The 22,064-nt window shown below is 66.9% G+C and carries 13 protein-coding genes and 4 pseudogenes; 9 read left to right on the top strand and 8 right to left on the bottom strand.

The window, feature by feature from the left end:
- Nucleotides 1–216 precede the first annotated feature (216 nt).
- A complete protein-coding gene (locus ACFO3J_RS32300; protein WP_386437207.1) occupies nucleotides 217–600 on the bottom strand; it encodes a hypothetical protein in 384 nt (127 codons plus the stop codon).
- Entirely contained in the window at nucleotides 584–7,747 is a 7,164-nt protein-coding gene (locus tag ACFO3J_RS32295) for an RHS repeat-associated core domain-containing protein (protein WP_386437204.1), read from the bottom strand. The genes ACFO3J_RS32300 and ACFO3J_RS32295 overlap by 17 nt, the downstream gene beginning before the upstream one ends.
- Before the next feature lie 335 nt (nucleotides 7,748–8,082).
- On the opposite strand from ACFO3J_RS32295, the gene ACFO3J_RS32290 reads away from it, so the two are divergent.
- Nucleotides 8,083–12,003, top strand: coding sequence for a LamG domain-containing protein (locus ACFO3J_RS32290; RefSeq protein ID WP_386437201.1), 3,921 nt, complete (start codon nucleotides 8,083–8,085; stop codon nucleotides 12,001–12,003).
- Between the two features lie 160 nt (nucleotides 12,004–12,163).
- On the opposite strand, the gene ACFO3J_RS32285 is transcribed toward ACFO3J_RS32290, so the two are convergent.
- Complete coding sequence (locus ACFO3J_RS32285; protein WP_386437198.1) at nucleotides 12,164–12,961, bottom strand: hypothetical protein; 798 nt, start codon at nucleotides 12,959–12,961, stop codon at nucleotides 12,164–12,166.
- 745 nt (nucleotides 12,962–13,706) lie between these two features.
- A complete protein-coding gene (locus tag ACFO3J_RS32280; protein WP_386437212.1) occupies nucleotides 13,707–13,922 on the bottom strand; it encodes a hypothetical protein in 216 nt (71 codons plus the stop codon).
- Between ACFO3J_RS32280 and ACFO3J_RS32275 the strand changes: the two genes are divergently transcribed.
- From ACFO3J_RS32275 to ACFO3J_RS32255, 5 genes and pseudogenes are all read left to right on the top strand, one after another.
- Nucleotides 13,822–14,493: an MBL fold metallo-hydrolase gene (locus ACFO3J_RS32275; RefSeq protein ID WP_386437195.1), complete on the top strand. Its 672-nt coding sequence runs from the start codon at nucleotides 13,822–13,824 to the stop codon at nucleotides 14,491–14,493. The genes ACFO3J_RS32280 and ACFO3J_RS32275 overlap by 101 nt on opposite strands.
- Before the next feature lie 130 nt (nucleotides 14,494–14,623).
- Nucleotides 14,624–14,869, top strand: a pseudogene (locus ACFO3J_RS32270) (transposase family protein); the annotation flags it as partial.
- A 59-nt stretch (nucleotides 14,870–14,928) separates the two neighbouring features.
- A complete protein-coding gene (locus tag ACFO3J_RS32265) occupies nucleotides 14,929–15,627 on the top strand; it encodes a transposase family protein (protein ID WP_386437192.1) in 699 nt (232 codons plus the stop codon).
- A 175-nt stretch (nucleotides 15,628–15,802) separates the two neighbouring features.
- Nucleotides 15,803–16,231, top strand: a complete 429-nt coding sequence (locus ACFO3J_RS32260; RefSeq protein WP_386437210.1) for a hypothetical protein — start codon at nucleotides 15,803–15,805, stop codon at nucleotides 16,229–16,231.
- Nucleotides 16,232–16,311: 80 nt separating this feature from the next.
- Nucleotides 16,312–16,437 (top strand): annotated as a pseudogene (locus tag ACFO3J_RS32255) (IS3 family transposase); the annotation flags it as partial.
- A 7-nt stretch (nucleotides 16,438–16,444) separates the two neighbouring features.
- Here ACFO3J_RS32255 and ACFO3J_RS32250 read toward each other — a convergent pair.
- Nucleotides 16,445–17,554 (bottom strand): IS30 family transposase, encoded by a 1,110-nt coding sequence (locus tag ACFO3J_RS32250; protein WP_386437190.1) that lies wholly within the window; start codon nucleotides 17,552–17,554, stop codon nucleotides 16,445–16,447.
- 128 nt (nucleotides 17,555–17,682) lie between these two features.
- On the opposite strand from ACFO3J_RS32250, the gene ACFO3J_RS32245 reads away from it, so the two are divergent.
- From ACFO3J_RS32245 to ACFO3J_RS32235, 3 genes are all read left to right on the top strand, one after another.
- Complete coding sequence (locus ACFO3J_RS32245) at nucleotides 17,683–18,606, top strand: IS3 family transposase (protein WP_386437187.1); 924 nt, start codon at nucleotides 17,683–17,685, stop codon at nucleotides 18,604–18,606.
- A 123-nt stretch (nucleotides 18,607–18,729) separates the two neighbouring features.
- Nucleotides 18,730–19,323: a hypothetical protein gene (locus ACFO3J_RS32240; RefSeq protein WP_386437184.1), complete on the top strand. Its 594-nt coding sequence runs from the start codon at nucleotides 18,730–18,732 to the stop codon at nucleotides 19,321–19,323.
- A 34-nt stretch (nucleotides 19,324–19,357) separates the two neighbouring features.
- Complete coding sequence (locus ACFO3J_RS32235; protein WP_386437181.1) at nucleotides 19,358–19,717, top strand: hypothetical protein; 360 nt, start codon at nucleotides 19,358–19,360, stop codon at nucleotides 19,715–19,717.
- 23 nt (nucleotides 19,718–19,740) lie between these two features.
- Here ACFO3J_RS32235 and ACFO3J_RS32230 read toward each other — a convergent pair whose 3' ends face one another.
- The 3 genes and pseudogenes from ACFO3J_RS32230 to ACFO3J_RS32220 form a co-directional block, all read right to left on the bottom strand.
- Nucleotides 19,741–20,130 (bottom strand): hypothetical protein, encoded by a 390-nt coding sequence (locus ACFO3J_RS32230; RefSeq protein ID WP_386437179.1) that lies wholly within the window; start codon nucleotides 20,128–20,130, stop codon nucleotides 19,741–19,743.
- 42 nt (nucleotides 20,131–20,172) lie between these two features.
- Nucleotides 20,173–20,614 (bottom strand): annotated as a pseudogene (locus tag ACFO3J_RS32225) (DUF4259 domain-containing protein).
- Between the two features lie 12 nt (nucleotides 20,615–20,626).
- Nucleotides 20,627–21,830: pseudogene (locus tag ACFO3J_RS32220) on the bottom strand (IS3 family transposase).
- Between the last annotated feature and the right edge of the window lie 234 nt (nucleotides 21,831–22,064).

Raw genomic sequence — 22,064 nt, 5'->3', positions numbered from 1 at the left:
TCACCCAACCACCAACACCCCAGCCCACACCCCACCCACTGCACCAACTACCCACCCCTCCAATCTCATCAAGACGCCTGGAAGTCCCGCCGGATAATCGCGGGGGACTTCCAGGCTCAGTCAGGCATTGGAAGAATGGACCGATCCAATCAAATCATGGATTGCGCACAGCAACGACGAAGAATCGAATACCTAATTAGCACCGTCTGGACACAGTCAGCCCGAGTAACGGCGAAAGAATTCCCGCTCTGGCCAGCTGTCGTCAAACGACTCGAGGAGGCGCTCATAAAGGCGATGCCTCCCTACTCTTTCCTCTTGCCGAAGAAGTATAACTGCATGATCAGATACTTCCGACCACCGCAGGTCGTGCATGCAGTATTGCAGAATCTCCAGACTCCAGGGGTCAATATCCTGCATGAGGACAAAAAACCGTTCTGAAACCTTAGGCCTGCAGCCCTCTTTGTCCTTGATTTGATCAGCCAAGTCTTCTAATAGCGGCTCGACCTGATCCACTCCGTCAGCAATCTGCTGAACTTTCAGCAGGAAGTCGATCTTGTCAAGGATGAGACCGCATCCACCACCGCTAGCAGGGGAATTCATACTCAACGTACTTTCCCGTCGCATCGAGTCCCGCATTGTTGAAGGCATCAACAGCTGCGGATTCAGCATTAGCCCCATAGGGCTTGTAGTGGCCAGAGCGGTTGTTTACTTCCGTCATCCTGCCACTCTTGAACCGAACCTCACCAGCGGCCAGCACATCAGCACCACCGGTAAGTGCAATGTGGCCGTCGCCCTTTCCGATCATGAGAGTCCCGTCAGTCAGAACCACATACTGATAATTTCCAGTACGTTGTGCCACGGTGCCAGGCGTGAAGACCTTGGTCCAACCGCCAGTATCCTCCGGATACAAGTTTGGAAAGGTTGCGGGGTCCGAACCCGGGCCATTATGGACCAGGATTGGCGTGGTTCCCGCGAGTACATAGTACGTGTGGAGGTCGGAGACGGTGAGGTTGTAGGTGACGATGTGGCTGGTGTAGTTGCGGACGCTCTGGACACGGGTCGTGCCGCCGTCGGGGAGGCGGAGGGCGTCTCCCTTGCGGAGGTCGGCTGCATTCATCCAGCGGGCGTGGGTGACATCCCAGTAGGGGTGGTGCTGAGTGGAGGTCAGGGCGCCGCCGGCCGAAACGGTGATGTCGGTGAAGTCTGTGTCGGTCAGGGTCCTGATGACCGCTGTTACCTTCTCGGGCTTGGTCTCCCCCGTGATGGGGCTCGTGGCGACTATCGCGTCGCCGACCTTTACACGGTCAATGTTCTTCAGTTTTCCGGAGGACGTCAGAATGTTGGTTTCTCCGGGGAAGCTGTTTACTACGCAGCCGGGCGCGGTTTTTTCGGCTCCGAAGTCCGCTGCCTCATCAGCTGATAGCAGTTCCTGCGCTCTTCCTCCACCGCCTGTGCTCATGAGCATTTCTATGCCCTTGAGCCCTGCTATAGCTTGGACCGTATCTTTCCATGTGCACGTGCGCAACTGGGCGCATGCATTGAACTGTACGGTATAAAGCTTATTGATCCACGCCCGGATCTTCCACACTGGCTGCGGGGTGTCATAGGCAGTGGGGTCGAGGCAGTCGTAGCTGTCGTCGCTGCAGCCTTCGCGGATGTATTTGTACACCAGTTGCCGGTAGCGGGAGAAGTCCTTGGTGTCATTGCGGATGACGACATTCGGGTAGATCTCGGTGTACCCGTCCGTCGTCGTGGGGTCGGGCTTGGCCATGTCCTGGCAGGTGCGGTCGCAAGAACTGTTGGCGGGAGTGGAAGCCCCGGTGGCGGGAGCAGGGGCCCCGTTAGCGGGAGCGGGAGCGGGAGCGGGGCAGGTGCCGTAGGAACTGCATGTCGAGGTGCCGCCGCCTGCCGGTGCGGCATCGGGATCGCAAGGGGCATCCCCGTTCTGGCCGCACTCGGATCGCAGGCCAGTGGGGTCGCTGCTGTTGAGAGGATCGTTGCCTGCGTAGGCGTAGCCGTTCCACTGCTGGGGCTGGGAAGAGTCCAGGAGTGGGTCGGGGTTGAGGAAGCGGCCGGTGGAAGGCTGGTATTCGCGGGCGCCGAGGTTGGTCAGGCCGGTCGCAGGGTCCTGGGTTCCGCCCACGAAGCCGTGGTCTCCGGCCCATGACGTGGGCTGGGTGCCGCGGGGGTTGCCGAACGGGTCGGCGGGGCGCCGGGTTTCGGCGAGGGTGAGGGAGTCCAGGGCGAGGGTCGGTGTGCCGTGGAGGTCGCTGACCTGCCAGGTCAGACCGGTGCCCTGGCGTACCGCGGTAAGGCCGTTGGGCAGCTGGTAGGTGCGGGTATCGGTCACGGTGCCGGTGCTGGTGTCCAGGACGAGTTCGTCGCCGCCGAAGGTGAGGGTGGTCTTGCCCGGGTCGCGGCGGAGGAGCTGGTTGCCGTCCGCGTCGTAGACGTAGCTGGTTTTTCCGGCGCCTCCTGCGGGGGTGACGTCGGCGAGCTGGTCCTCCGCGGTCCAGTCGAGGGTGGTGGTGCCGGCGGTGGCGGTGACTGCGGTGGTGTTGCCGAGGGCGTCGTACTGGTAGGTCGATGCGCCGGGGTTGCTGAGGCCGGTGCTGGTGGTGGAGAGCAGGGCGTGTGGGCCGCCGGTTCCGCCGCCGGTGTTTGCAGCGGTGGTGGGTGTGTTGGGCTGGCCGGGCTGGCCGAAGGTCTGTGTGGTGGTGATGTTCTTGGTGCTGTCGCCGGTGATGTCGTACTTGGTCAGGCCGGTGCGGTTGCCGCGGGAGTCGTAGGCGTACGACGTCCAGTAGGCGGCGGGTCCGCCGATAGTGGTGTGCCCGGAGGCTGCGCCGCTGGTCGGTGTGGTGTTCTTGCAGCCTCCGATGTTGGGTACCTCGGGCTGGGGCTGTGTGGTGGTGCCGCCGGTGTCGGTCCAGGCGGTGGTGAGCCGGCCGAGGTAGTCGTCGGTGAAGCACTGCAGGTCGGTCTGGGAGGGGGTGTTGTCGGCGATGTTCTGGACTGCGGTGATCTGCCCGGCGGGGTTGCGGAGGTAGGTGGTCTGCTGGACCTGTCCGGTGGAGGCGGTCTGCTTGTCCAGGTAGCTGGACAGCAGGGAGCCGGTGGCCTGGTCGTAGTTGTCCGTGGCGACGATCTCGGTGCCCCACGGGTTGACGGTGGTGCGGGTGGGGCGGCCGAAGGCGTCGTAATTCGTGGCCAGGTCGTATGTGGTCGCGGAGCTTCCGAAGCCGAGCAGCGGACCGTTGGCGTCGTAGGAGTAGGTGACGGTCTCGGCGGGCAGGTTGCCGCGGGCGTCGGTGTGGGAGGCCGTGAGTGCCCCGGTGATCGGGTCGTAGATCGCCTGCGTGGTGTAGGGGCCCTGGAGTGCGCCTTCCGAGGCGGGCAGGGTGACTTTGGTGCCGGTGGGCCGGTATCCGGTGTCGTAGCCGGTGGTCTCGGTGGTGTACGCCTGGGTGGTGTCGCCGTTGACGTACCGGGTGGACTTGACGGGCTGTCCCTTGGCACCGGTGAGGGTGTCGTAGGTCCAGGCCGCTTGCAGCATGGAGGTGGTGGAAGGGTATGTGGTGCTGTGCTCGGCGGTTGTGCGTCCGACCAGGTCGTAGGCGTAGGAGAGGGTGACCTTGCGGGCGTCCGTGGTCGTCGCGAGGCGGCCGTCGGTGTCGTAGGTCTGCGTGGTGGTGCCGGTGTCGGGGTCGGTGGCGCTCACCTGGCGGCCTCGCAGGTCGTAGGCGTAGCTCCAGGTGTCCTGGTTGGTGGAGTCCGTCCGTGTGGCCGGATTGCCGGACGGCGTGTAGGTGTAGGCGGTGACGTCGGCGTCACTGGCGTGACCGGTGGGTGCCGCCGTCTTGTACTGCCACAGCTGGCTGGCGCGGCCCGCGGCGTCGGTGATCACCGTCGTCGCGGTGCCGCCCTTGGGTGGGGTGGTGTCGGTTGCGTCGACGCCGCGGTAGGCCGTGGTGGTGCGCCACTGCTCGACGGCGAAGGATGAGAAGACCGAGGCGGTGGGGCGGTCCTGCCCGTCGTAGACCGTGGTCGTCTCGCCGGGGACGTGGTTGTCGGCCGTGGTGAACAGTCCCGCGCCGGGGGCGGCGGTGTCGTCGTACCAGGGGGAGCGTGTCTCGACGGCGCGGCCGTGGGAGTCGTAGAAGGTGTCGGTGAGGATCCGGCCGTGATAGGCGGAGATGCCGGACGTGGTCTGCGTTTGCCGGGGGCGCCCGAAACCGTCGAAGTACTGGACGGAGAGGTCGTAGTGTGGCCCGTCGTTCATCAGCGTGGCCGTGGTCACCGTCGAGGGTCCAGCTGAACCGTTGATCGCGTAGGTGTGGGTAAGGGCCGGGTTCTGCGCGGTGGTGCGGCCCGCGGCCCAGACCTTGGTGAGGCGGCCCAGTGCGTCGTACGACTCGGTGGTGGTCTGGCCGTTGAGGTCGGTGGCGGTCAGTGGCAGGCCCCGGGCGATGTCCACGGTGGTGCTGGTTGTCCAGTCGGCAGCGGTGCCCGGGGCGGAGTTGGCGATCGAGACGGTCGCCGGCAGTTCTCCGGCGCGGGCGGGTGTGTAGACCGTTGTGGTGGTGGCGCCGTTGGAGTGCTGGGTGTCGGTCGCGTTGGGGTCGGTGACCGTGTTGACCCGGCCGTAGGTGTCGTAGGCGGTGGCTACGGTAGTGACGAACGCGGGGTGGTTGGAGGCGTCGTAGCTGTCGATGGTCTGGGCGGAGGTGACTTCGCCCAGGGGGCCTGCGGATCCGAAGGCGAGTCCGTCGTAGACCGTGCGATCGTCGGAGACAGTGTTGGCCTTGGTGGGGGTCGCGGAACAGGCTCCCGTACCCGTAAGGGTCTTGACCTCGTCCGGCAGCCCGGTCATGAGGGGGTTGCTGCTGGTGGCGTAGGAGGTGAGGGTGCACTGTTCCGGCTCGCCGTCGGCGACCGCGTCCACGCTGACTGTGCGGTTGGCGTTGCCGGAGTCGGTGCGGGCCGTGGTCACCGCTGTGCGCCACGTCCCGTCGGCTTTGAGGCCCTTGGTGGTGGCGACGGAGACGGTCGAGTCGTACCGGGCCACAAGATCGGGCAGCCCTGTCCCGCGCACATGGGTGGCAGTGGCGGCGGACGGGCTGGTTGCGGTGGTGACCTTGTAGGCCGTGACGCTGCCGCCGGCCTGGTCGTAGGTGTCTGTCTCCAGGGCCTGTCCGGACAGCCAGTCGGAGTCCGTGACGTGGTCGCCGAGGCGGTCACTGACCGTGACGCTTCGGGTTCCGCCGGCGGTCTTGTCGCCGTCCATGCCCTGCAGATATGTGGTGACGGTCTGCGATACCGGTCCGTCCTGGCCGGATCCGGTGGTCGCGGTGACGGTGGCATAGCCGCGGAACTGGTCCCAGGTGCGCGTCTTGGGGTCGGTCAGTTCAGCGTCGTTATAGTGCCAGGCGGCCGGCCCGTAGGCGTAGTGGGTGACAACGGGCAAGGAGCCGGTGACGGGGTCGTTCTGGGTGACGGAGTCGACCTGGTAGCGGTTGAACCAGTCCGAGGCCGGGTCAGCGCCGTAGACGGTACCTGGCGGGTACCACAGGACGTTGTAGCAGGCTGCGGTGTCGGTGTCCGCGGATGCGGGCATGGCGTGGTTGATCCGGGAGCAGGCCGGCAGCTTGTAGTCGACCTGGATGTGCTCGCCGGTCTCGGTGGTGATGCTCTGGATGCGGGGCCGGTCGAAGATGGTCGGCGCCGGGACGAGGTCGGTGCCGTCGACGCGGTTGGGCATGTTCGCCGCCGTGAACGTCACGGGGGGCAGTGGGATGTTGGGCGTGCCGTCTTTGCCGGTGCGGACGATGGAGTCCAGCCACTGGGTCGGCTTGTTGCCGTCGTTGGGATCCGGGTAGCTCTGGCTGAGGGTGTAGGTGTCGATGTCCTTGAGCGCCCCCGCGGACTGCACCTGGGTGGTGATGGAGGCCAGGCGGATATTGGACCAGAAGGTCGGGCCGTAGTTGTTGCAGGTTCCGGTGGAGGCGCAGTTCTGGTCGTACGGCACGTCCGGCCAGTGGGCCGCGTTGGTAGCGGACAGGGTCGCGTTTGTGCAGGTGAAGCCGCCGGCGGTGGAGCAGCGGCCTGCGGGGTCAGGGGTGAAGATGACCTTCGCGGCCGGTTTGAGGGCTCCTTTGGCCGTGACCTGGTCGGGCAGGCGCTGGCCGTAGGCGATCGAGGTGAGGGCTCCGCCGCGGGTGTAGGAGGTCAGTGTTCCGGTGCCGGAGTTCTGCCCCGCCCCGCGCTTGTAGTAGTTGGATTCGGCGCTGTAGGTGTACGTGGTCAGGTTGCCGTGCGCGTCGACCGCGTAGTCCAGGTTGAAGCGCCAGCCCATCTGGCACCAGGAGGCGTTGCCTTTGGTGGCGTCGTAGCAGGGATCGGTGCTTTTGGGCGAGTACACCGGTTCGGACCAGGCCGAGTTGGTGGCGGGATCTGTTTTGTCGCCGCCGGGCAGGTGGTTGAGGCCGAAGTAGTAGACGGTGCCGGAGGTCGTGCTGACCTTGATGTACTCGCCGGTGGAGGTCCCGTTGGACGCACCGGTCAGGAATTCGACCTTGGAGCCGTTGTCGTCCTGCAGCCGCCACGTCCCGCTGGTGTCGTCGCGGACGAGCGTGCTGGATTGCCCCCCGAGGGACAGGGTGGCGTTGTAGCCGCCCCAGCACATGTCGTTCGAGTGGGGGAGCCCGTCCAGGTCGCAGGACGTGTAGGAGCGCTCGACGTAGCCCGGGCTGTAGTTCCAGCCGTCTCCTATCCAGGATGCCTGGCTGTTGGTGGACGAGGTGAGGCCGTCCACGGACGACGAGTCGTAGGACAGCGAAACGGCCGGAGCGTCGCCGGCGATCGCGGGCGGGACCTGGATCGGATAGCTGTAGCCGAATCCGCCGTTGCTGGATCCGGCCGACCATGCGCCGCTCGGGTTCAAGCTGGTCGCCGCGTACGTGCCGCCACCGCCGCCGGAGCTCGTCTGCGCGGCCAGGAGGAGGGATGGGGCGGCCACGGCCACGTCCGGTGACTGCGAGCCGGCCGTGGTCGCGGTGGGGACCGTGGCATCAGCGATGAGGCGGTGCGTGGCCGGGTCGTAGTGCGAGGGGACCGGGGTCTGCTTCTGGCAGGCTGCGTTCTGCGGGCTGGTCAGGGCGCACTGCGGGATCTCGACGAGGTGGGAACGTGATGCGGCATCCCCGCCGAAGGCCGCGTCGAGCTGGCTGACGTCGACACCGACTTCGACCTCGCCGGCGGGGCCGGCGGTGCTGCGGGCGACCGAGACCACCGGCCCGTGGAAGCCGGCCTTGGCGGCGCTCGCCGGCGCAACCACGCTGACACTGACGGGAGTACCCGCGGCCGAAGGCGCGATGGTTGCCGTCCGGCCCGCCGCGGTGGTGGTCCGGGCGGGTCTGGCCGCCGGGCGGATCCAGACCGGCAGCCGGCCGGCACGGGCCGGCTGCGGGCGGCCGCTCGCCGGGGCGCCCGGAACGGTGAGCTGCGCGGCGCCGCTCGCCGAAGAGGCGGCAGCCGGTCCTGCCCAGGCCTTCGGCACCGGGTAACGCGGTTTCAGGTGCGACGGCGCCGGCAGATCCTTGCCGGCAACCGAGGCGGTCCGTGGCAGCGGCGTGGCCGGAGGCGACCAGATCTTGTGCGCATCGACCGGTTTCGCGCCCTCGATGGCCTGAGCCGACACTGGGCCCAGCAGCGTGGCCACGGTGGCGAGCACGGTGAACGCGCCCACCCACCCCGAACGGCCACGACGCGCGGCTGGACGCAGTCGTCCCCAACCCCCCACGAGTTCCCCCCTCGCATGCGAAAAGCCGCCAGGTTGGTTCCGGGCGACCGCAGACGGACGAATGTACCGACCAGATCCCACAATTGATCAATTGATGACTTGATCTTGACGATATATTTAACACTGCTTAGCCGCACCGAATTGGACAGTCCATCCAGTAAGGGCATGTGTCGGAATTAAGCGCTTGACGGGCGTCTGGCAGGTGCACCTAGTGTGCGACCCCTACGGGGGTTTGTTCGAACGCCCGCACATGGGAGGGGAACCCAATGGGGGGCATCGGCATGTCCGCGCGCAGCAAGCGCCGAAGGCACCGCGGACGCAGAACCACCGGAGCACTGCTCGCACTCGCCCTGGCCGGTGCGACACTCGTCGGTCTCGCCGGACCGGCGCAAGCCGACGGCGGGAGCGATCCAGGCCAGGGCGACGGGCATGTCACCGCGCTCCCGGCCGACGCCGGTCCGGCCGACCGGGCCATGGCACGGGCCGAATCCTCCGGACAGCCGGTCGTGGTCGACGCCCTCACCACGCCCTACGCGCAGACCACCGCCATGCCGGACGGCACCTTGTCGCAGACCAGCACCGTCTCCCCCACCCGGGTACAGCTCAACGGGACCTGGGTGCCGGTCGACGCTGGCCTGAAGACCGACACCGACGGAACACTGTCGGCCAGGGCCCCCCTCAACCCGCTCACCCTGTCCGGCGGCGGCGACACGGCACTGGCCACACTGTCCAGCCCGACCGGCAAGTCGCTGTCGGTCACCATGCCCTTCCCCCTGCCCGTACCGAGCATCACCGGCGACACCGCTCACTACGCGGATGTCCTGCCCGACGTCGACCTCGATGTCACCGCTACAGAGCTCGGCGGCATACGGGAAGTCCTCATCGTCAAAACGGCCACGGCGGCCACCAATCCCGCACTGGCCACCTTGCGCCTGGGCACCTCGGGCGCCGGACTGACCATGCAGGCGGACAGCAGCGGAAGCCTCCAGGCCGTCGACTCCTCCGGCGCCACCGTGTTCGTCGCGCCCGCCCCCACCATGTGGGACTCCAGCACCACCGCCGGCGCCACCGCGCTGAACTCCGGCAGAACTGCACGCAGCCTCACCGCGGCACCGGATGACAGCGGCACCGACCCCAGCACCGCCGAGGGACCGGGCGCCGGTGCCCAGAGCGCCCCCGTTCCCGTCACTGTCAGTGGCAACAGCGTCAGCCTCACCCCCGTCGCCGACGTGCTGCACGGAACCGGCACCCACTACCCCGTCTTCATCGACCCCTCTTTCATTGCCTGGCAGGCCGGGGACCCGACCTGGACATGGGTCCAGTCCGCGCACACCACCACCGACAACTTCGGCGTCTACGGCACCTCGCAGAGTTCACAGCCCGGCCTGGGACTGTGCGGCACCTACCCCGACGGCGGCAGTTGCAGCCCCTCGGACAAGGAACGAACGTACTACCAGTTCAGCATCTCCCGCCTCGCCACTCTCAGCGACTACATCGCCTCGGCCACGCTGAAAGTGACCCAGACCTACTCCGCGGACTGGAGCTGCACCAACGCCTACGCCGTCCGCGCCTTCTACACGCCTACCCAGATCGGCCACGGCACCAACTGGGACACCCAGCCCGGCGGCGGCGCCATGCAGCCGGACAACTCCGACAACGTCGGCGGGACCGGCTCCACCGGCTGCAGCGGAAACGTCGACTTCGCCTACAACGCCGACACGTCGGTCACCACCGTCCTCAACAGCTCCACTCCCAACACCATCACTTTCGGCCTCTACGGCGACGAGTCGAACGCCAACGGCTTCAAACGCCTGTCCAACAAAGCGTCCCTGACCGTCAACTACGACCACACGCCCGATGTACCCGTCACCATGGCCGCATCACCCAACCCCCAGTACGTATCGGCCGGCACGACACAGCCCTGCTCCACTTCCACCAACCCGGCCAACGCCTTCCTCGGCAACCCCGGCCTGGCACCGGGCCTGCAGCTCAAAGCGATCGTCGCCAGCCCCATCTCGCAGCCGGTTCGGGGCTACTTCGACCTGTGGGACGGCTCCGCCGACGGCGCCCCCACCATCGACAGCGGCTACAGCTCCGGCTATATCTCCCCTCCCAGCAACACGGCCGTCTATCAGGTGCCGACCAGCGAACTCACCGACGGGCACGTCTACGGGTGGGACGCGGCAGCCGACGACGGCATCCTCACCTCAGGGCCCAGCCAGCACTGCTACTTCCGCGTCGACCTGTCACCACCGACCGTGAGCATGCCGACCGCGCCCACCCTGATCGACGCCGGCTCCCTGGCCTACACCTTCCCGCCCGCAGGAAACGGCCAGACCACCGGCCTCCACACCGGGCAGCAGGGATACATCCCCTTCACCGCCGCCGACCCGTCCAACCACGGCCCCAACTCCGGCCTGGCCTGCCTGCGCTGGAGCTTCGACCCCACCCTGGCCGACGCCGGCTGGCAGTGCGGCACCCACCTGCCCACATCGACCGGCCTGTTCGCCACACCGGTCCACTGGGGCACCAACATCCTCTACGCCCAGGCCGAGGACAACGCCGGCAACTACTCCGGCGTAGCCTCCTACGCCTTCTACGTCCCCTGGAACCCCAACGGCCCCAAACCGGTCTTCGGCGACACCACCGGTGACGGATCACCCGACATCGTCGTCCCCGGCAGCGACGGCAACCTGTACGCGCACTCCGTACCCGGCAACACCCAGGCCACCAGCCCCGCGGTCTCCCTGGCCGCCAAAGTCCCCGACTCCCCCAGCGGCGACACCTGGAAGAACTACCAGGTCACGCACCGCGGAAGTATGCGCCTGGACTCGCACCTCGATGACCTGATCGCGCACAAGAGCGGCTCGACGCAGCTGTACTTCTACAACAACCCGGGCAACACCGGCGCAGACGGCCGCTTCGACGCCAGCTCGACGGTCGGCAGGCCCGCCTGCACCACCTGCACCGGCTACGCCGCCGACTGGTCCAAGACCCTTCAGATCGCGGCCCTGGGCGACCCCTCCACGACACAGCTGACGGTCAACGGCCTGTTCGACTCCTACACCGGACTGCTGACGACCGAATCCAACAGCTCGGGCGACGCCGGCCTCTGGTTCTACCCGACCGTCTCCTACGGCGCCTTCGGGCAGCCGGTCTGCCTCGCCACGACAGGCTGGAAGAACTTCGACCTCATCTCGCCCGGGGACACCTCCGGCAGCGGCAAGCCGGGCATGTGGGCCCGCGACCGCACCACCGGCGACATCACCGCCTACACGTTCACCACAGGCACGCTGACACCGCCTCCCGACGAGTTCGGCGACCCGGTACCGAGCGTGCCGACCGTGACCGCGATCAGTTCCGGCACCAAGATCGGCAACGTCTCCGCCGCCACCGACCCCGGCATCGGTTCCGACAGCGACCTCACCGGCGACGGCATCTCCGACCTGTGGACCATCACCACCGCCGGCACCCTGACCGTGCGGCCCGGCAAGACCGTGGGAGGCACGCCGACAACGGCCGTCAACGGCTTCGACGCAGCCTTTGTAGCCGGCAACACCACCAGCGCGGCCGACCAGTGGCCTCTGAAGGGAAACGGCTCCGACACCGACGCGCAGAACCCGGCCACCGCCCACGGCAACACGGGATGGGGCACCGACCACGCAGGTACAGCCTCCGGCGCGGCCACGTTCACCGGCACCACCGGCTACCTGCAGACCAGCCGGGCAGCCCTTGATGCGACCAAGAGCTACACCGTCTCAGCCTGGGTCAAGCTCAACTCCCTGACCACCACACAAATCGCCGTCGGCCAGGGCACCGTCAACCACCAGGCCTTCTACCTCGGCTACCACGCCGATCTCCACTCCTGGGTCTTCATGACCACCACCAGCGACACCCCCACCACCAACTTCTGCGCCGCCAGCGGCGGAACCCCCACCATCGGCACCTGGACCCACCTCACCGCCGTCTACAACGCCGACTCCAACATCATGTCCCTCTACGTCAACGGCGCCCTCACCACCGATGCCGCCCTCAACACCACCCCCGTCTACAACTCCTCGGCGCCCCTGACCATCGGCGCCACCCTCACCCTGGGCAGCACCACCCCGACCAACCAGCTCAACGGCTCCGTCGCCGACGTCCGCGCCTTCCCCGCAGCCCTCACCAACGGAGAAGTCAGCAGCCTCTACACCACCTCGTAACGCCCGGCAGCTGCCGGACCCCCATTGGCACAGACAGGGGATCCGGCAGCCACCCGGGCCGCCCGGCATCACACAGACCGGGCCAGAGCGTGTTCCCGGCGTCCACGGCGACCGGTCCCGGCGGCGGAACGCGCGATCCACCGCCCGCCGTTCCACTGGCTCAGATGCCGAACCGGGTGAGTTCCGACTCGTCCACAGTCTGGGACGCCGGCGGGGCCACCGCGCTGACGGGCTCGTCGAAACCGCTGAAATCCACCCCGGCAGCGTCCGGGCCGCTCTCCACTGACTTGACGACGTACGGCTTGCCCCGGGTGGCGACGTAGGTGGTCTGCGTGCTGCCCTGCACGAGGCCACTAATGGGGATCACCGGTTCGCCGTCGACAACCGTCGGCGCGCCTTTGGTCAGCACCCCGCCCTGGCCCGGGTCGTAAATCTCGAGGTCGAGGCTCAGATCGCAGAGGTAGGTGTAGGTCTTGTCCTCCATCGACCCGGCGGTCATCTTCACCCAGCGGCCCTTCACCACGGCCGCGACCCCAGGCGAACCGGGCGCGCCCTGCCCTTTCCACCACGCGTTGTCACCCTTGATATACGTCGTCCCGCCGACACGGACCACCGCCAAGGTAGCCCCGGAAACCTTCAGATGTCCGGTGCAGACGCCCTTGGCCGTCATGGCGAGGGTCGTCCGGCTCGTCTGTCCGTCTGCGACACTCTGTGTGTCGACCACCGCCGACGACAGACCCTTCATTGCGGCCATCGCCCGGTCGGATATCTGCGCGGCCGTCAGCTCCTTCAGCGCGGGCCCCGCAGCTGGGCTCGACGTGACGGCCGCCGGCGAAGCGGCGCGTGCGGAGGAGGCGGGTGAGGATACCTTCCTGCCGTGACCACCCCCGCAGCCCATCAACGCGGCCATCCCAACAGCGCAGGCCAGGGCAGCGGTCAGCTTCCGCGTCGCGGTCATCAGGAAGTTCCTCTCATCGTGGGTGAACCAGGAGGATACGGCCCTGCCGTGAAACGCAGGCGACCCAGCAGTCGCCAGCTCCCCCTCACAGCCCAGTTGGACACAGCGACAGCACCAACTCCTACCGGAAAGCCCACATGATGCAGCCGGCCAGCCCGCTGTCGGCCGGGACCGGCCCAACCGCGTCCACCGGAGCAACAAGCAGGAAGGCGCAGTCCCTCAGCCTGATTCCTTTGAACATGTATCGGGGAGCCAGGCACACACCCCGTGAGGACGATCAGCAGTATGCAGATTCGGTGACCTGGCGCCACCTGGGACCTCGACCGATGCCGGGACCGCAGCCTAAAATACCCGACTAAGCAGCGCAGAGAAGTGTGGTCGTTGAATGACGCGCACGGGAGACCGGGCCGATACCCGCACCTGGTAGGTGTGCGGACTGCCCAAGCTGTTTCTGCACGCAGTGGCGCCCGGCGGCGGCACGTGCTCAACATGGGTCAGTCGCCCCGTCTGCAAGATCCTCCATGGCTGCCATCAAAGAAGAACTTGGCATCCACCACACCGGTCGCGTGCCCCAGTTGCGAGCCCTTCCCCAAAACCCTATCCCGCATGCCCTGTCCACGCTCGTGCCCACTCGGTCTGGCTCGTCGGGCAGAGCGTTTCGGTCGGGCCGGCGCAGATACCGATGTCGCTGGGGATGTGCTTGCACTGGCTGAGTCCCAGCATTTGACCGGATGTGCTGGACGATTCACAGACGGCCCATGCCGTCCGGGTGGTGGTCGATCCAGACCAGTCCGCCGCAGTCGAGGTGGCGGCGGGCGCGGGTGACGGCGGCGTAGGCAAGGCGGGCTTCGGCATCGTCGATGGGGCCGCTGGTGGACCCGCTGATGACCGTCGACGAGTCCCGCCTCCTGGCCGACTGGGTCGTCGAGCAGGGCAAGAACGTGACCACCGTCTTCGTCACCCACGCGCACGGGGATCATTTCTTCGGTGCCCCCTCGATCCTCGAACGTTTCCCAAGCGCGAAGCTCGTGGCGACGCCGGGTGTGGTCGAACACATGGGTGCCCAGTGGGGTCCGCAATGGTTCGATGCCTTCTGGGAACCGCGCTTCGCCGATCAGATCTCCGACCGGCACGTCATGGCCGAGCCGCTTGAGGACAGGCCGATCGATCTCGAGGGCGAGCAGCTCCAGGCGATCGAGCTCGGCCACACCGACACGGACGGCACCAGTGCGCTGCACGTCCCCTCGATCGGGCTGGTCGTGGCGGGGACGCCGTTTACGGTCAGGTGCACATGTACCTCGCCGAGTCCAAGGGCGCCGGGTTGGAGATCTGGCTCAGGGCCCTGGACACCATCGAGGAACTCGGCCCGACCTCCGTCGTATCGGGTCACAAACGAGACGCAGACCCGGACAGCCCTGAGGACATCGGGCCGACTCGCCGCTACGTCCTGGACTTCTCTGACGCCAGGGAGCACGCCAAGGACTTCAACGAGCTGTACGAGACGATGCTCAGTCAGTATCCCGAGCCTGTGAACCGCGGTGTGCTGTGGAACTCCGCAAAAGGGGCCGTGGCCTGATCCGCAGAACTGCTGCTTGCGGCAGTGGATGCCTAACGAGCTCGTGCATGGTTGGCGGTGGTGCGTCGGAACCATGATCGCTGATCATGGTCTGTGTGGTGGGGAGCCGAGCGCGTGCAGCAATCATCCGAAGCCAGCAGATCACTGGGCTGACGTCCGAGGTGATCGCTGAACTCGTCGCTGAGGTCAGGCCGTTGTGGCATGAGCAGCACCAGGCCGGACTCAGATCGCGGCCGCGTCGCCGGGCCGTGGGTGCCAGGGCGAAACACAAACTGGTCTTCGTGGATCGGCTGTTGGCCACGCTGGTCAGCCTCCGTCATGGTGCGACGCACGATGTGCTGGCCTGCTGGTTCGGTGTTGGCCGCTCCACCATCACGCGTGCGATCAGTGAGTGCGGCCACTGCTGGCGGCTCGGGGCTGCACCATCGCGCCCGGCCTCCGGCTACGCACGCTCGCACAGGTCATCGACCATCTCGGTGCCGACGGAAAGACCGGGATCATCGACGGCACCGAGGTCCGGGTGAGGCGGCCGCCCGCCGGACGCAAGGACCGGGAGAAGTTCATCTCCGGCAAGAACAATCAGAACGCAGTGAAGTCGATGGTCCTCACGGACGCCGACGGACGGCTGCTCTTCTGCAGTCCGGCCGAGCCTGCCAGCTGCGCGGACATCACTCACGCCCGGAAACTGGGCCTGGTCGAGCTCCTGGCCAACGGGCCGGCCGTGGAGATACTCGCCGACGCCGGCTACCAGGGGCTGGGCGCTCAGACGGGCGGGCGTGTGGTGACACCACCGCACCGCAAGTTCAGGAAGAACCCACCAAAGTGGTACGAGGAAATGCACGAGCGCCAGCGCAAGGCCCACTCCTCACGCCGTATCCGGGTCGAGCACGGCATCGGCCACCTCAAGAACTGGCGGGCCCTCGCCCGTCACCACGGCCGACGCAAGCACATGAGCGACATCGTCCAAAGCCGTCGCCGGGCTGCTCTCCCACCAGCAGACAGCCACGATGCACCACGGTGCGCGGATGTGAACCTGCGGCGAAACTGCGGCCTTCGACGCGCCACCGCCAACCATGCACGAACTCGTTAGGGAACTTTCGATCGTTCTGGTGGGCGGAGCTGGCAGCGAGCACGAGCAGGCGATGACGGGCACAAGGGAGGCGGTTTGCGGGGGGTGCCTCTATGTTCTTCGTCAAGCGTGTGGGCAGCTTCGGCCCGAGGTTCGTTCTTCTTCGTGGGCATGAGACTGTCTCGTCGTGCCAGAGATGATGAGTGGGTTGGAGACGGCCTTGGCTGAGGCGTCGTCTCCTTCATGGACGCAACGTGTCCGCGCTGGGCGTGACCTTGCTTCCTTTGCCGATGTTCCTGAGGCTGCGGAACTGCTGGTTGGGCTGCTGCTGGATGTCGAGGACACGGCGGTGACACGACAGACGGCAGAGGGATTGGCCCGAGTGGGGACGGTGGCCGCCGCGAGGCTCATCGCTCTCGCGGTTGTCGAGGCTGACGGCAACCAGACTGACTGGCTGCAGACCGGGGTGCACGACGCGCTCGTGGGACCGGACGGTGTACCGGACGTCGCAGCGACCTGCGCCAAGCTTGCGCAAGACCAGAAAGAAGCTGTCCAGCGGGCTGCTGCGGCTATCTCGGCGTGGACAGACCCGGCACCGGCGTCAGGACCGCCGCAGTCCTGCTGACCACCGTCGGCGACGGCACGAGCTTCCTCTGAACCGTTCCGGGGTTCGGTGGAGACTCGATTCTTTGAGAGGATCGAGTGATGGCACGTCCCTCCCCTTATCCCGCTGAGCTGCGGCGTCGTGCGGTACGCATGGTTGCTGAGGTCCGCCCGGACTACGAGACCGAGTGGGCGGCGATGAAGGCCGTCGCGAGCAAGCTCGGCGTCCTTAGATTCAACCGGTCAAGGCAACACTCGCCGGTGTGCGGAATCCCAGACACTTGCGCGGACGGTTGTTGAGCTTCGTCGCGATGGCGTCAAGGTCGTTCTGGCTGAAGGTCGACAGGTTTGTGCCTTTGGGCAGGTACTGCCTGAGCAGCTTGTTGGTGTTCTCATTGGTGCCACGTTGCCAGGGGCTGCGCGGGGCTGCGAAGAACACGTCGACACCGGTGTCCGCGGTGAAACGCTTGTGAGCTGCCAGTTCCATGCCACGATCCCAGGTAAGCGTGCCGCGCAGTCGCGGGTCCATGCGGGCGTAGGTCTCGGCGAGAGCGGGAACGACCACGGTGGTGTGGCGGCTGGCGAGTTTCACGACCGTGAGGAACCGTGACTTCCGGTCGACCAGAGTCGCGACCTGGCTGTTGTTCGAGCCGATCACCAGGTCGCCTTCCAGGTGTCCGGACTCGCTTCGGTCCTCCGCCGCCTCGGGCCGCTCCTCGATAGGTCGGGCACCGGTGATCTGTGAACGCCACTGGCCCTTCACCGTGTGGCGCTTGTTCTTCCGGATCGGGCGCCCGGTGCGAAGGCGCTTGCACAGCTCGCGGGGGACCACCTTCCACCGGGTGGTGTAGACCGACCGGTAGATCGTCTCGTGGGTGATGCTCATCTGCGGGTCTTCCCCGTGATGCAGACGCAGGTGTCCGACGATCTGCTCGGGCGACCACTCCTTCTTCAACAGGGTCAGCACCGCCTGCCGCAAGGCGGGTTTGCGGGCAAGCAGGCACGGCTTCGGGCGCCGTGCCCGGTCAAGTGCCCTTTCCTGCGCAGCTACCGCCCGATAGACGTCGCGTCCACCGTTCTTGTTCACCTCACGGCTGATTGTCGACACCGCGCGCCCCAGGAGGCCGGCGATGGCCCGGTAGGACTCGCCGGCACAAAGCCTGCGCGAGATCTCCTCACGCTCACCCACGGTCAGGTTTCCAGCGCGCGCTTTGTGGGATCCGGGGGCGATTCCTCCGTGGTGCTTGAGGACGGTGAACACCGAGCCGGGTGGCTTGCCGATCTGCCGTGAGATGACGCTGATCGACTCTCCGGCCCTCCATCGCCGCCACAGGTCGGCCTTCATCTCATCCGACATTCCCGGCCGACCCAGTCTCGCCACGTATACCGTCCTCAACCAGCACTGTTGCTCTGACCGGTTGAATCTAAGACGGCTTTCTTCGCGGCCGAGCTCGACCGGCCACATCTTCGCTCGTGACGTTCATCGACGAGCACCGGGACCGCTTCGGCGGCGTCGAGCCGATCTGCTCCGTGCTCACCGGGCACGGCGTCAGCATCGCACCCTCCACCTGCTACGCCGCCAAGACGCGACCGCCCTCGACACGAACCGTGCGCGACACCGCGCTGGAAGTCCTGGTCCAGCGGGTGTTCGACGCGAACTACCGCGTCTACGGGGCCCGCAAGATCTGGCACCACCTTCGCCGGCAGGGCCACCAGGTCGCCCGCTGCACCGTCGAGCGGCTGATGCGCGAACTCGGCATCACCGGCGCCGTCCGCGGGAAGAAGATCGTCACCACTGTCCAGGACCGGGCGGCCGGGCGGGCCCCGGACCTGGTCGACCGCGACTTCGTCGCCCAGGCTCCGAACCGGACCTGGGTCGCGGACTTCACCCACGTCGCGGCCTGGGCCGGCACGGTCTACGTGGCGTTCGTCGTCGACACTTTCTCCCGCCGCATTGTCGGCTGGTCCGCGGCCACCACCAAACACACCGAACTCGTCCTGGCCGCAGTGGAAATGGGCCTGTGGCAACGGGACCGGGAAGGCAACCGCCACCAGCCCGGCCAACTGGTGCACCACAGCGATGCCGGGTCTCAATACACCTCTTTTGCGCTGGCCGAGCACCTCCAGCGGGAGGGCATCGCGGCCTCCATCGGATCCGTCGGCGACGCCTACGACAACGCCCTGATGGAATCCACCATCGGCCTGTTCAAGACCGAGCTGATCAAGCGCCGCAGGTCCTGGAAGACCCTGTCCGACGTCGAACTGGCCACCGCCGAATGGGTCGACTGGTACAACCACCACCGCCTCCACGGTGAGATAGGCCACGTCCCACCCGCAGAATACGAAGCCAACCACCACCGGACCAACACAAAACCCCAGGTCACAGTCAAGATCTAGAGTCTCCACCGAACCCGGAACGGTTCAAGCGGACGGGACTGCCGAGATCACTCGCCAAGAATTTGAGTCGACGTGGGCCGCTGCGCGGGAGATTCTCGTCGCGGATCGCACCGAGGAGATGAGTTGATCACCGAGTACCAGCAGAAGCTGCGCGAGCGTTACCTCGCGGCCACCGTCATGCCGGCTCCCGAGCCGTGGCAGCCGGTGCTGGACCGCAGGACTCCCATCGGGGGCCTCCTCGGTATCGGATTCGCTGTCCACCCCGACAGCGGACACGACCTCGTCATGGTCGTGTCCAGCGCCGGCCATGGGCTCTTCGACGCGGTCACCGGCGAGAAGATCGCCCGGGACCGGGATCCTGACCCGGAAACGAGCACCCCGGACGCCCACCCGAGCCTCACCTGCCCCGGGCTCGGCCCGATCGCGGGCGTCCCGGTGTGCATTGCCGGGCTCTTCGGCGGGGGCCTGCACAGCACCACGCCGGACGGCTGGACCCTCGATGTTGTCAGCCCCGGGTGGCCTCACGACCGCGTCATCCTCTCCGCCGATGGCGGGTCCCACAAGGGGCCGGCGGGAGGGACGTGGTGGCACGTCTTCCACTCCGACTACTCAGAACTCCGCGCAGCCGGGTTCTCGCCTTCCGGCCGGACGCTCGCGGTCGCTACCAGCAGCGACCTTACTCTCTGGACCCGGCCCGAAATCCACTTTGATGACTGAGCGGACGGCGGGACACCGGGCGAGAGGAAGTCAGATGGACCGGGCGGAACTCGCCGGGATGCTGGCCGACCAGACTACTGCCTGCGAGCCCGCCAGAGCGGCGCTTCTCGACGGAGGCGACTTCGTTGTCTGGGAAGGAAGCGTTCCCAGTCAGCAGCTCACAGGCATCTACGCGGCTCGTCTCCGGCGGGCGAGGAAGAGAGGCACCGAGACTCTGGCCCTGCCGTCCACTGTCGACATCCTCACCCGGCTCGAAGCTGCTCAGGTCAGGATCGGCTGCACCTTCTCACCGGACCGGACGTGGGCCTTCATGCTCTTCCTCGCCGACGACGCCAGCGCGGTCCTCGCCTGCACGGGGGTCCGCCGAGCTGAACCTCCGGGCCGACTGACGTGACTGCTATCAGACGGTCGGATCTGTCACGCGGTCTCGGAACTCCTGGAAGGCGTGCGCCAGCCCGAGGTCCCCTGCGGGGTGATCAGGTCGCCCTCGGAGCAGTTCAGAACCTTGCAGTCGAGTGCGGCAGCGAGTTGGAAGACGGGGGTGAGCACGTCGTCGCCGGAGCCACGGATGTGGAGCATGATCGAGTCGACCGGGTCCTTGGAGCCGATGTTCAGTTCCATCGACCAACCGGCTCCGAGCAGTTCGCCCCAGGCGGGGTCAGAGAGATCCGCTTCTGGGACGGCCTGGCTAACGGCCGCGAGGACGGCCGGCCGCCGCCCGAGCGGGGGCGTCGTGTAGTCGTCGGGGACTTCCCCCACGGAGGTGACGTGGGCGGGTAGGCGCAGGAGAAGAACATCCCAGCTCATGTGGACCTTCCAGGCGTATGACGGCAGACGGTGACGTGGTGCTCAGCTCAATTCCAACTGCTCACTCGGTGGCTGCGGCATGAGCGTGTTCCGCAGTCGGTCCACGGTTGCCCGCCATGGGCCGCCTTCTGAACCGCCCCAGAGTTCCATCAGCTCTGACGGTTCGGACACGACCCGCTCCAGGGCTTGGGAGGCCAGGGCGCGCAGCGACGTGAGGTCTGTGAGCGGTTGCTTCGGTCCGTAGTGAATGTCGGCGGGCTTGCCGCCGGGGCACTGCGTGGCGACCAATGCGGCTGCGGCGACGGCCTCTTGGGCGAGATCGGCGTCGAGGTAGCCAGTGGTGTCGATCGCACGGACGAGGGGTGTCGCGGATGATGTCCTTCCGTGCGTCGACGTCAGCATCATCGAGTGTGTCGCAGAAGTCCCCCGCGGTGTCGTTCTCGAAGGGGCCAACGTCCCAGGTGCCCGGGCCTTGACCCCGAATCCTGGACACGGGTTATGCGGCTGTTGTCAGCGTAGTTGGTGTTGTTCTGGTGGCTGTTTCGTAGGCGATCGGGCTGCGGTGTCCGAGGCGGGAGTGTCGGCGTCGGTTGTTGTAGCGGTTGAGCCAGCGGAAGGCGTCGAGGCGGGCCTGGCGTTCGGAGAGCCGGCTCTTGCGGCCCTGGAGCGTCTCGCGTTTGAACGTCGCGTTGAAGGACTCTGCGAGTGCGTTGTCCGCGCTGGAGCCGACGGCGCTCATGGACTGGCGGACGCCGGACCTGCGGCAGGCGTCGGCGAATGCCCGGCTGGTGTATCGGGCTCCGTGGTCGGTGTGCGTGATCGCCCCGGCGAGGCTGCCGCGGGTGTGTTTCGGCGATGGCCAGGGTGTCGGTGACGAGCTCGGTGCGCATGTGGTCCGCGATCGCCCAGCCGGCCAGGCGGCGCGAGGCGAGGTCGATGACGGTGGCCAGGTAGAGGAACTTCCCGCCGACCACGGGGAGATAGGTGATGTCGCCGACGTACTTCGTGTTCGGTTCGCTCGCTGTGAAGTCGCGGCCGATCAGGTCCGGGGCCTTGGCCGCAGCCGGGTCCGCGATCGTGGTGCGGTGCCTGCGGCGCAGCCGCACGCCTTCCAGGCCGATAATCCGCATGCCCCGTGCGATGCGCTTGTGGTTGACGCGCTCGCCGGCCTGCCGGAGTTCGGCGGTGATCCTGGGGACGCCGTAGGTGCCGTCCGATTCCCGGGTGCACGGCCCGTATCCGGCCGGCGAGGTGGGCGTCGGCCACCTGGCGGGCGGCCCGGTCCGCGGCGGTTGCGCGCCGGTAATAGAAGCTGGAGCGGGCGATACCGAGGATCGCGCACAGCCGCTTGACGCCGTAGCGGCGCTGGTGGTCTGCGACGAACTGGAAGCGGTTCACCAGCGCGTCTCCCCGGCGGAATACTTGGCCGCCTTCCGCAGGATCTCACGTTCCTCCTCCAGCTCGCGGACCTTCTTGCGCAGAGCGGCGTTCTCCGCTTCCAACGGTGTCGGCGGTTCCGCGGGTGCCGCCACCCGGCGTCCCCGTGGCCGACTGGCTCCCGCCAGCCGGACCCAGTTCCGCAACGTCTCCGGGTTGATCCCCAGATCAGCGGCAACCTGCCTGATCATTGCCTCGGGCCGCGACTCGTACAGCGCGACCGCGTCCGCCTTGAACTGTGGCGGATAGTTCTTCACGACCACGAGATGTCCGTCCTCAGATCCTCAGGATCCAGTGTCTCGTGTGTCCAAGATCAGGGGTCAAGGCCCCCCATGTCCTTCTCCTGATTGTGGTGATAACCAGGAATCCTGACAGCCGCCGCTGACAGCCCCCGCTTTGGACCAGGCTGGGCCACCTCGGCTCAGCTTAGCGTTTAACCTCGCACGTCACCCGACGTGCTGATCTGCGGTTCTTCGCGGGACAACGGGGACGGCCGT

The sequence above is a fragment of the Streptomyces polygonati genome, assembly GCF_042650325.1.
Classification (GTDB): Bacteria; Actinomycetota; Actinomycetes; order Streptomycetales; family Streptomycetaceae; genus Actinacidiphila; species Actinacidiphila polygonati.
Note: the sequence above shows the minus strand (reverse complement) of the source record. Positions and strands in the feature narration are given on the sequence as shown.

Bases quoted from the DNA above. Each gene is read 5' to 3' on its own strand.
- ACFO3J_RS32300 (WP_386437207.1), bottom strand. From the start codon at position 600: ATGAATTCCCCTGCTAGCGGTGGTGGATGCGGTCTCATCCTTGACAAG.
- ACFO3J_RS32290 (WP_386437201.1), top strand. From the start codon at position 8,083: ATGTCCGCGCGCAGCAAGCGCCGAAGGCACCGCGGACGCAGAACCACC.
- ACFO3J_RS32285 (WP_386437198.1), bottom strand. From the start codon at position 12,961: ATGACCGCGACGCGGAAGCTGACCGCTGCCCTGGCCTGCGCTGTTGGG.
- ACFO3J_RS32275 (WP_386437195.1), top strand. From the start codon at position 13,822: ATGGGGCCGCTGGTGGACCCGCTGATGACCGTCGACGAGTCCCGCCTC.
- ACFO3J_RS32260 (WP_386437210.1), top strand. From the start codon at position 15,803: ATGATGAGTGGGTTGGAGACGGCCTTGGCTGAGGCGTCGTCTCCTTCA.
- ACFO3J_RS32250 (WP_386437190.1), bottom strand. From the start codon at position 17,554: ATGAAGGCCGACCTGTGGCGGCGATGGAGGGCCGGAGAGTCGATCAGC.
- ACFO3J_RS32235 (WP_386437181.1), top strand. From the start codon at position 19,358: ATGGACCGGGCGGAACTCGCCGGGATGCTGGCCGACCAGACTACTGCC.
- ACFO3J_RS32230 (WP_386437179.1), bottom strand. From the start codon at position 20,130: ATGAGCTGGGATGTTCTTCTCCTGCGCCTACCCGCCCACGTCACCTCC.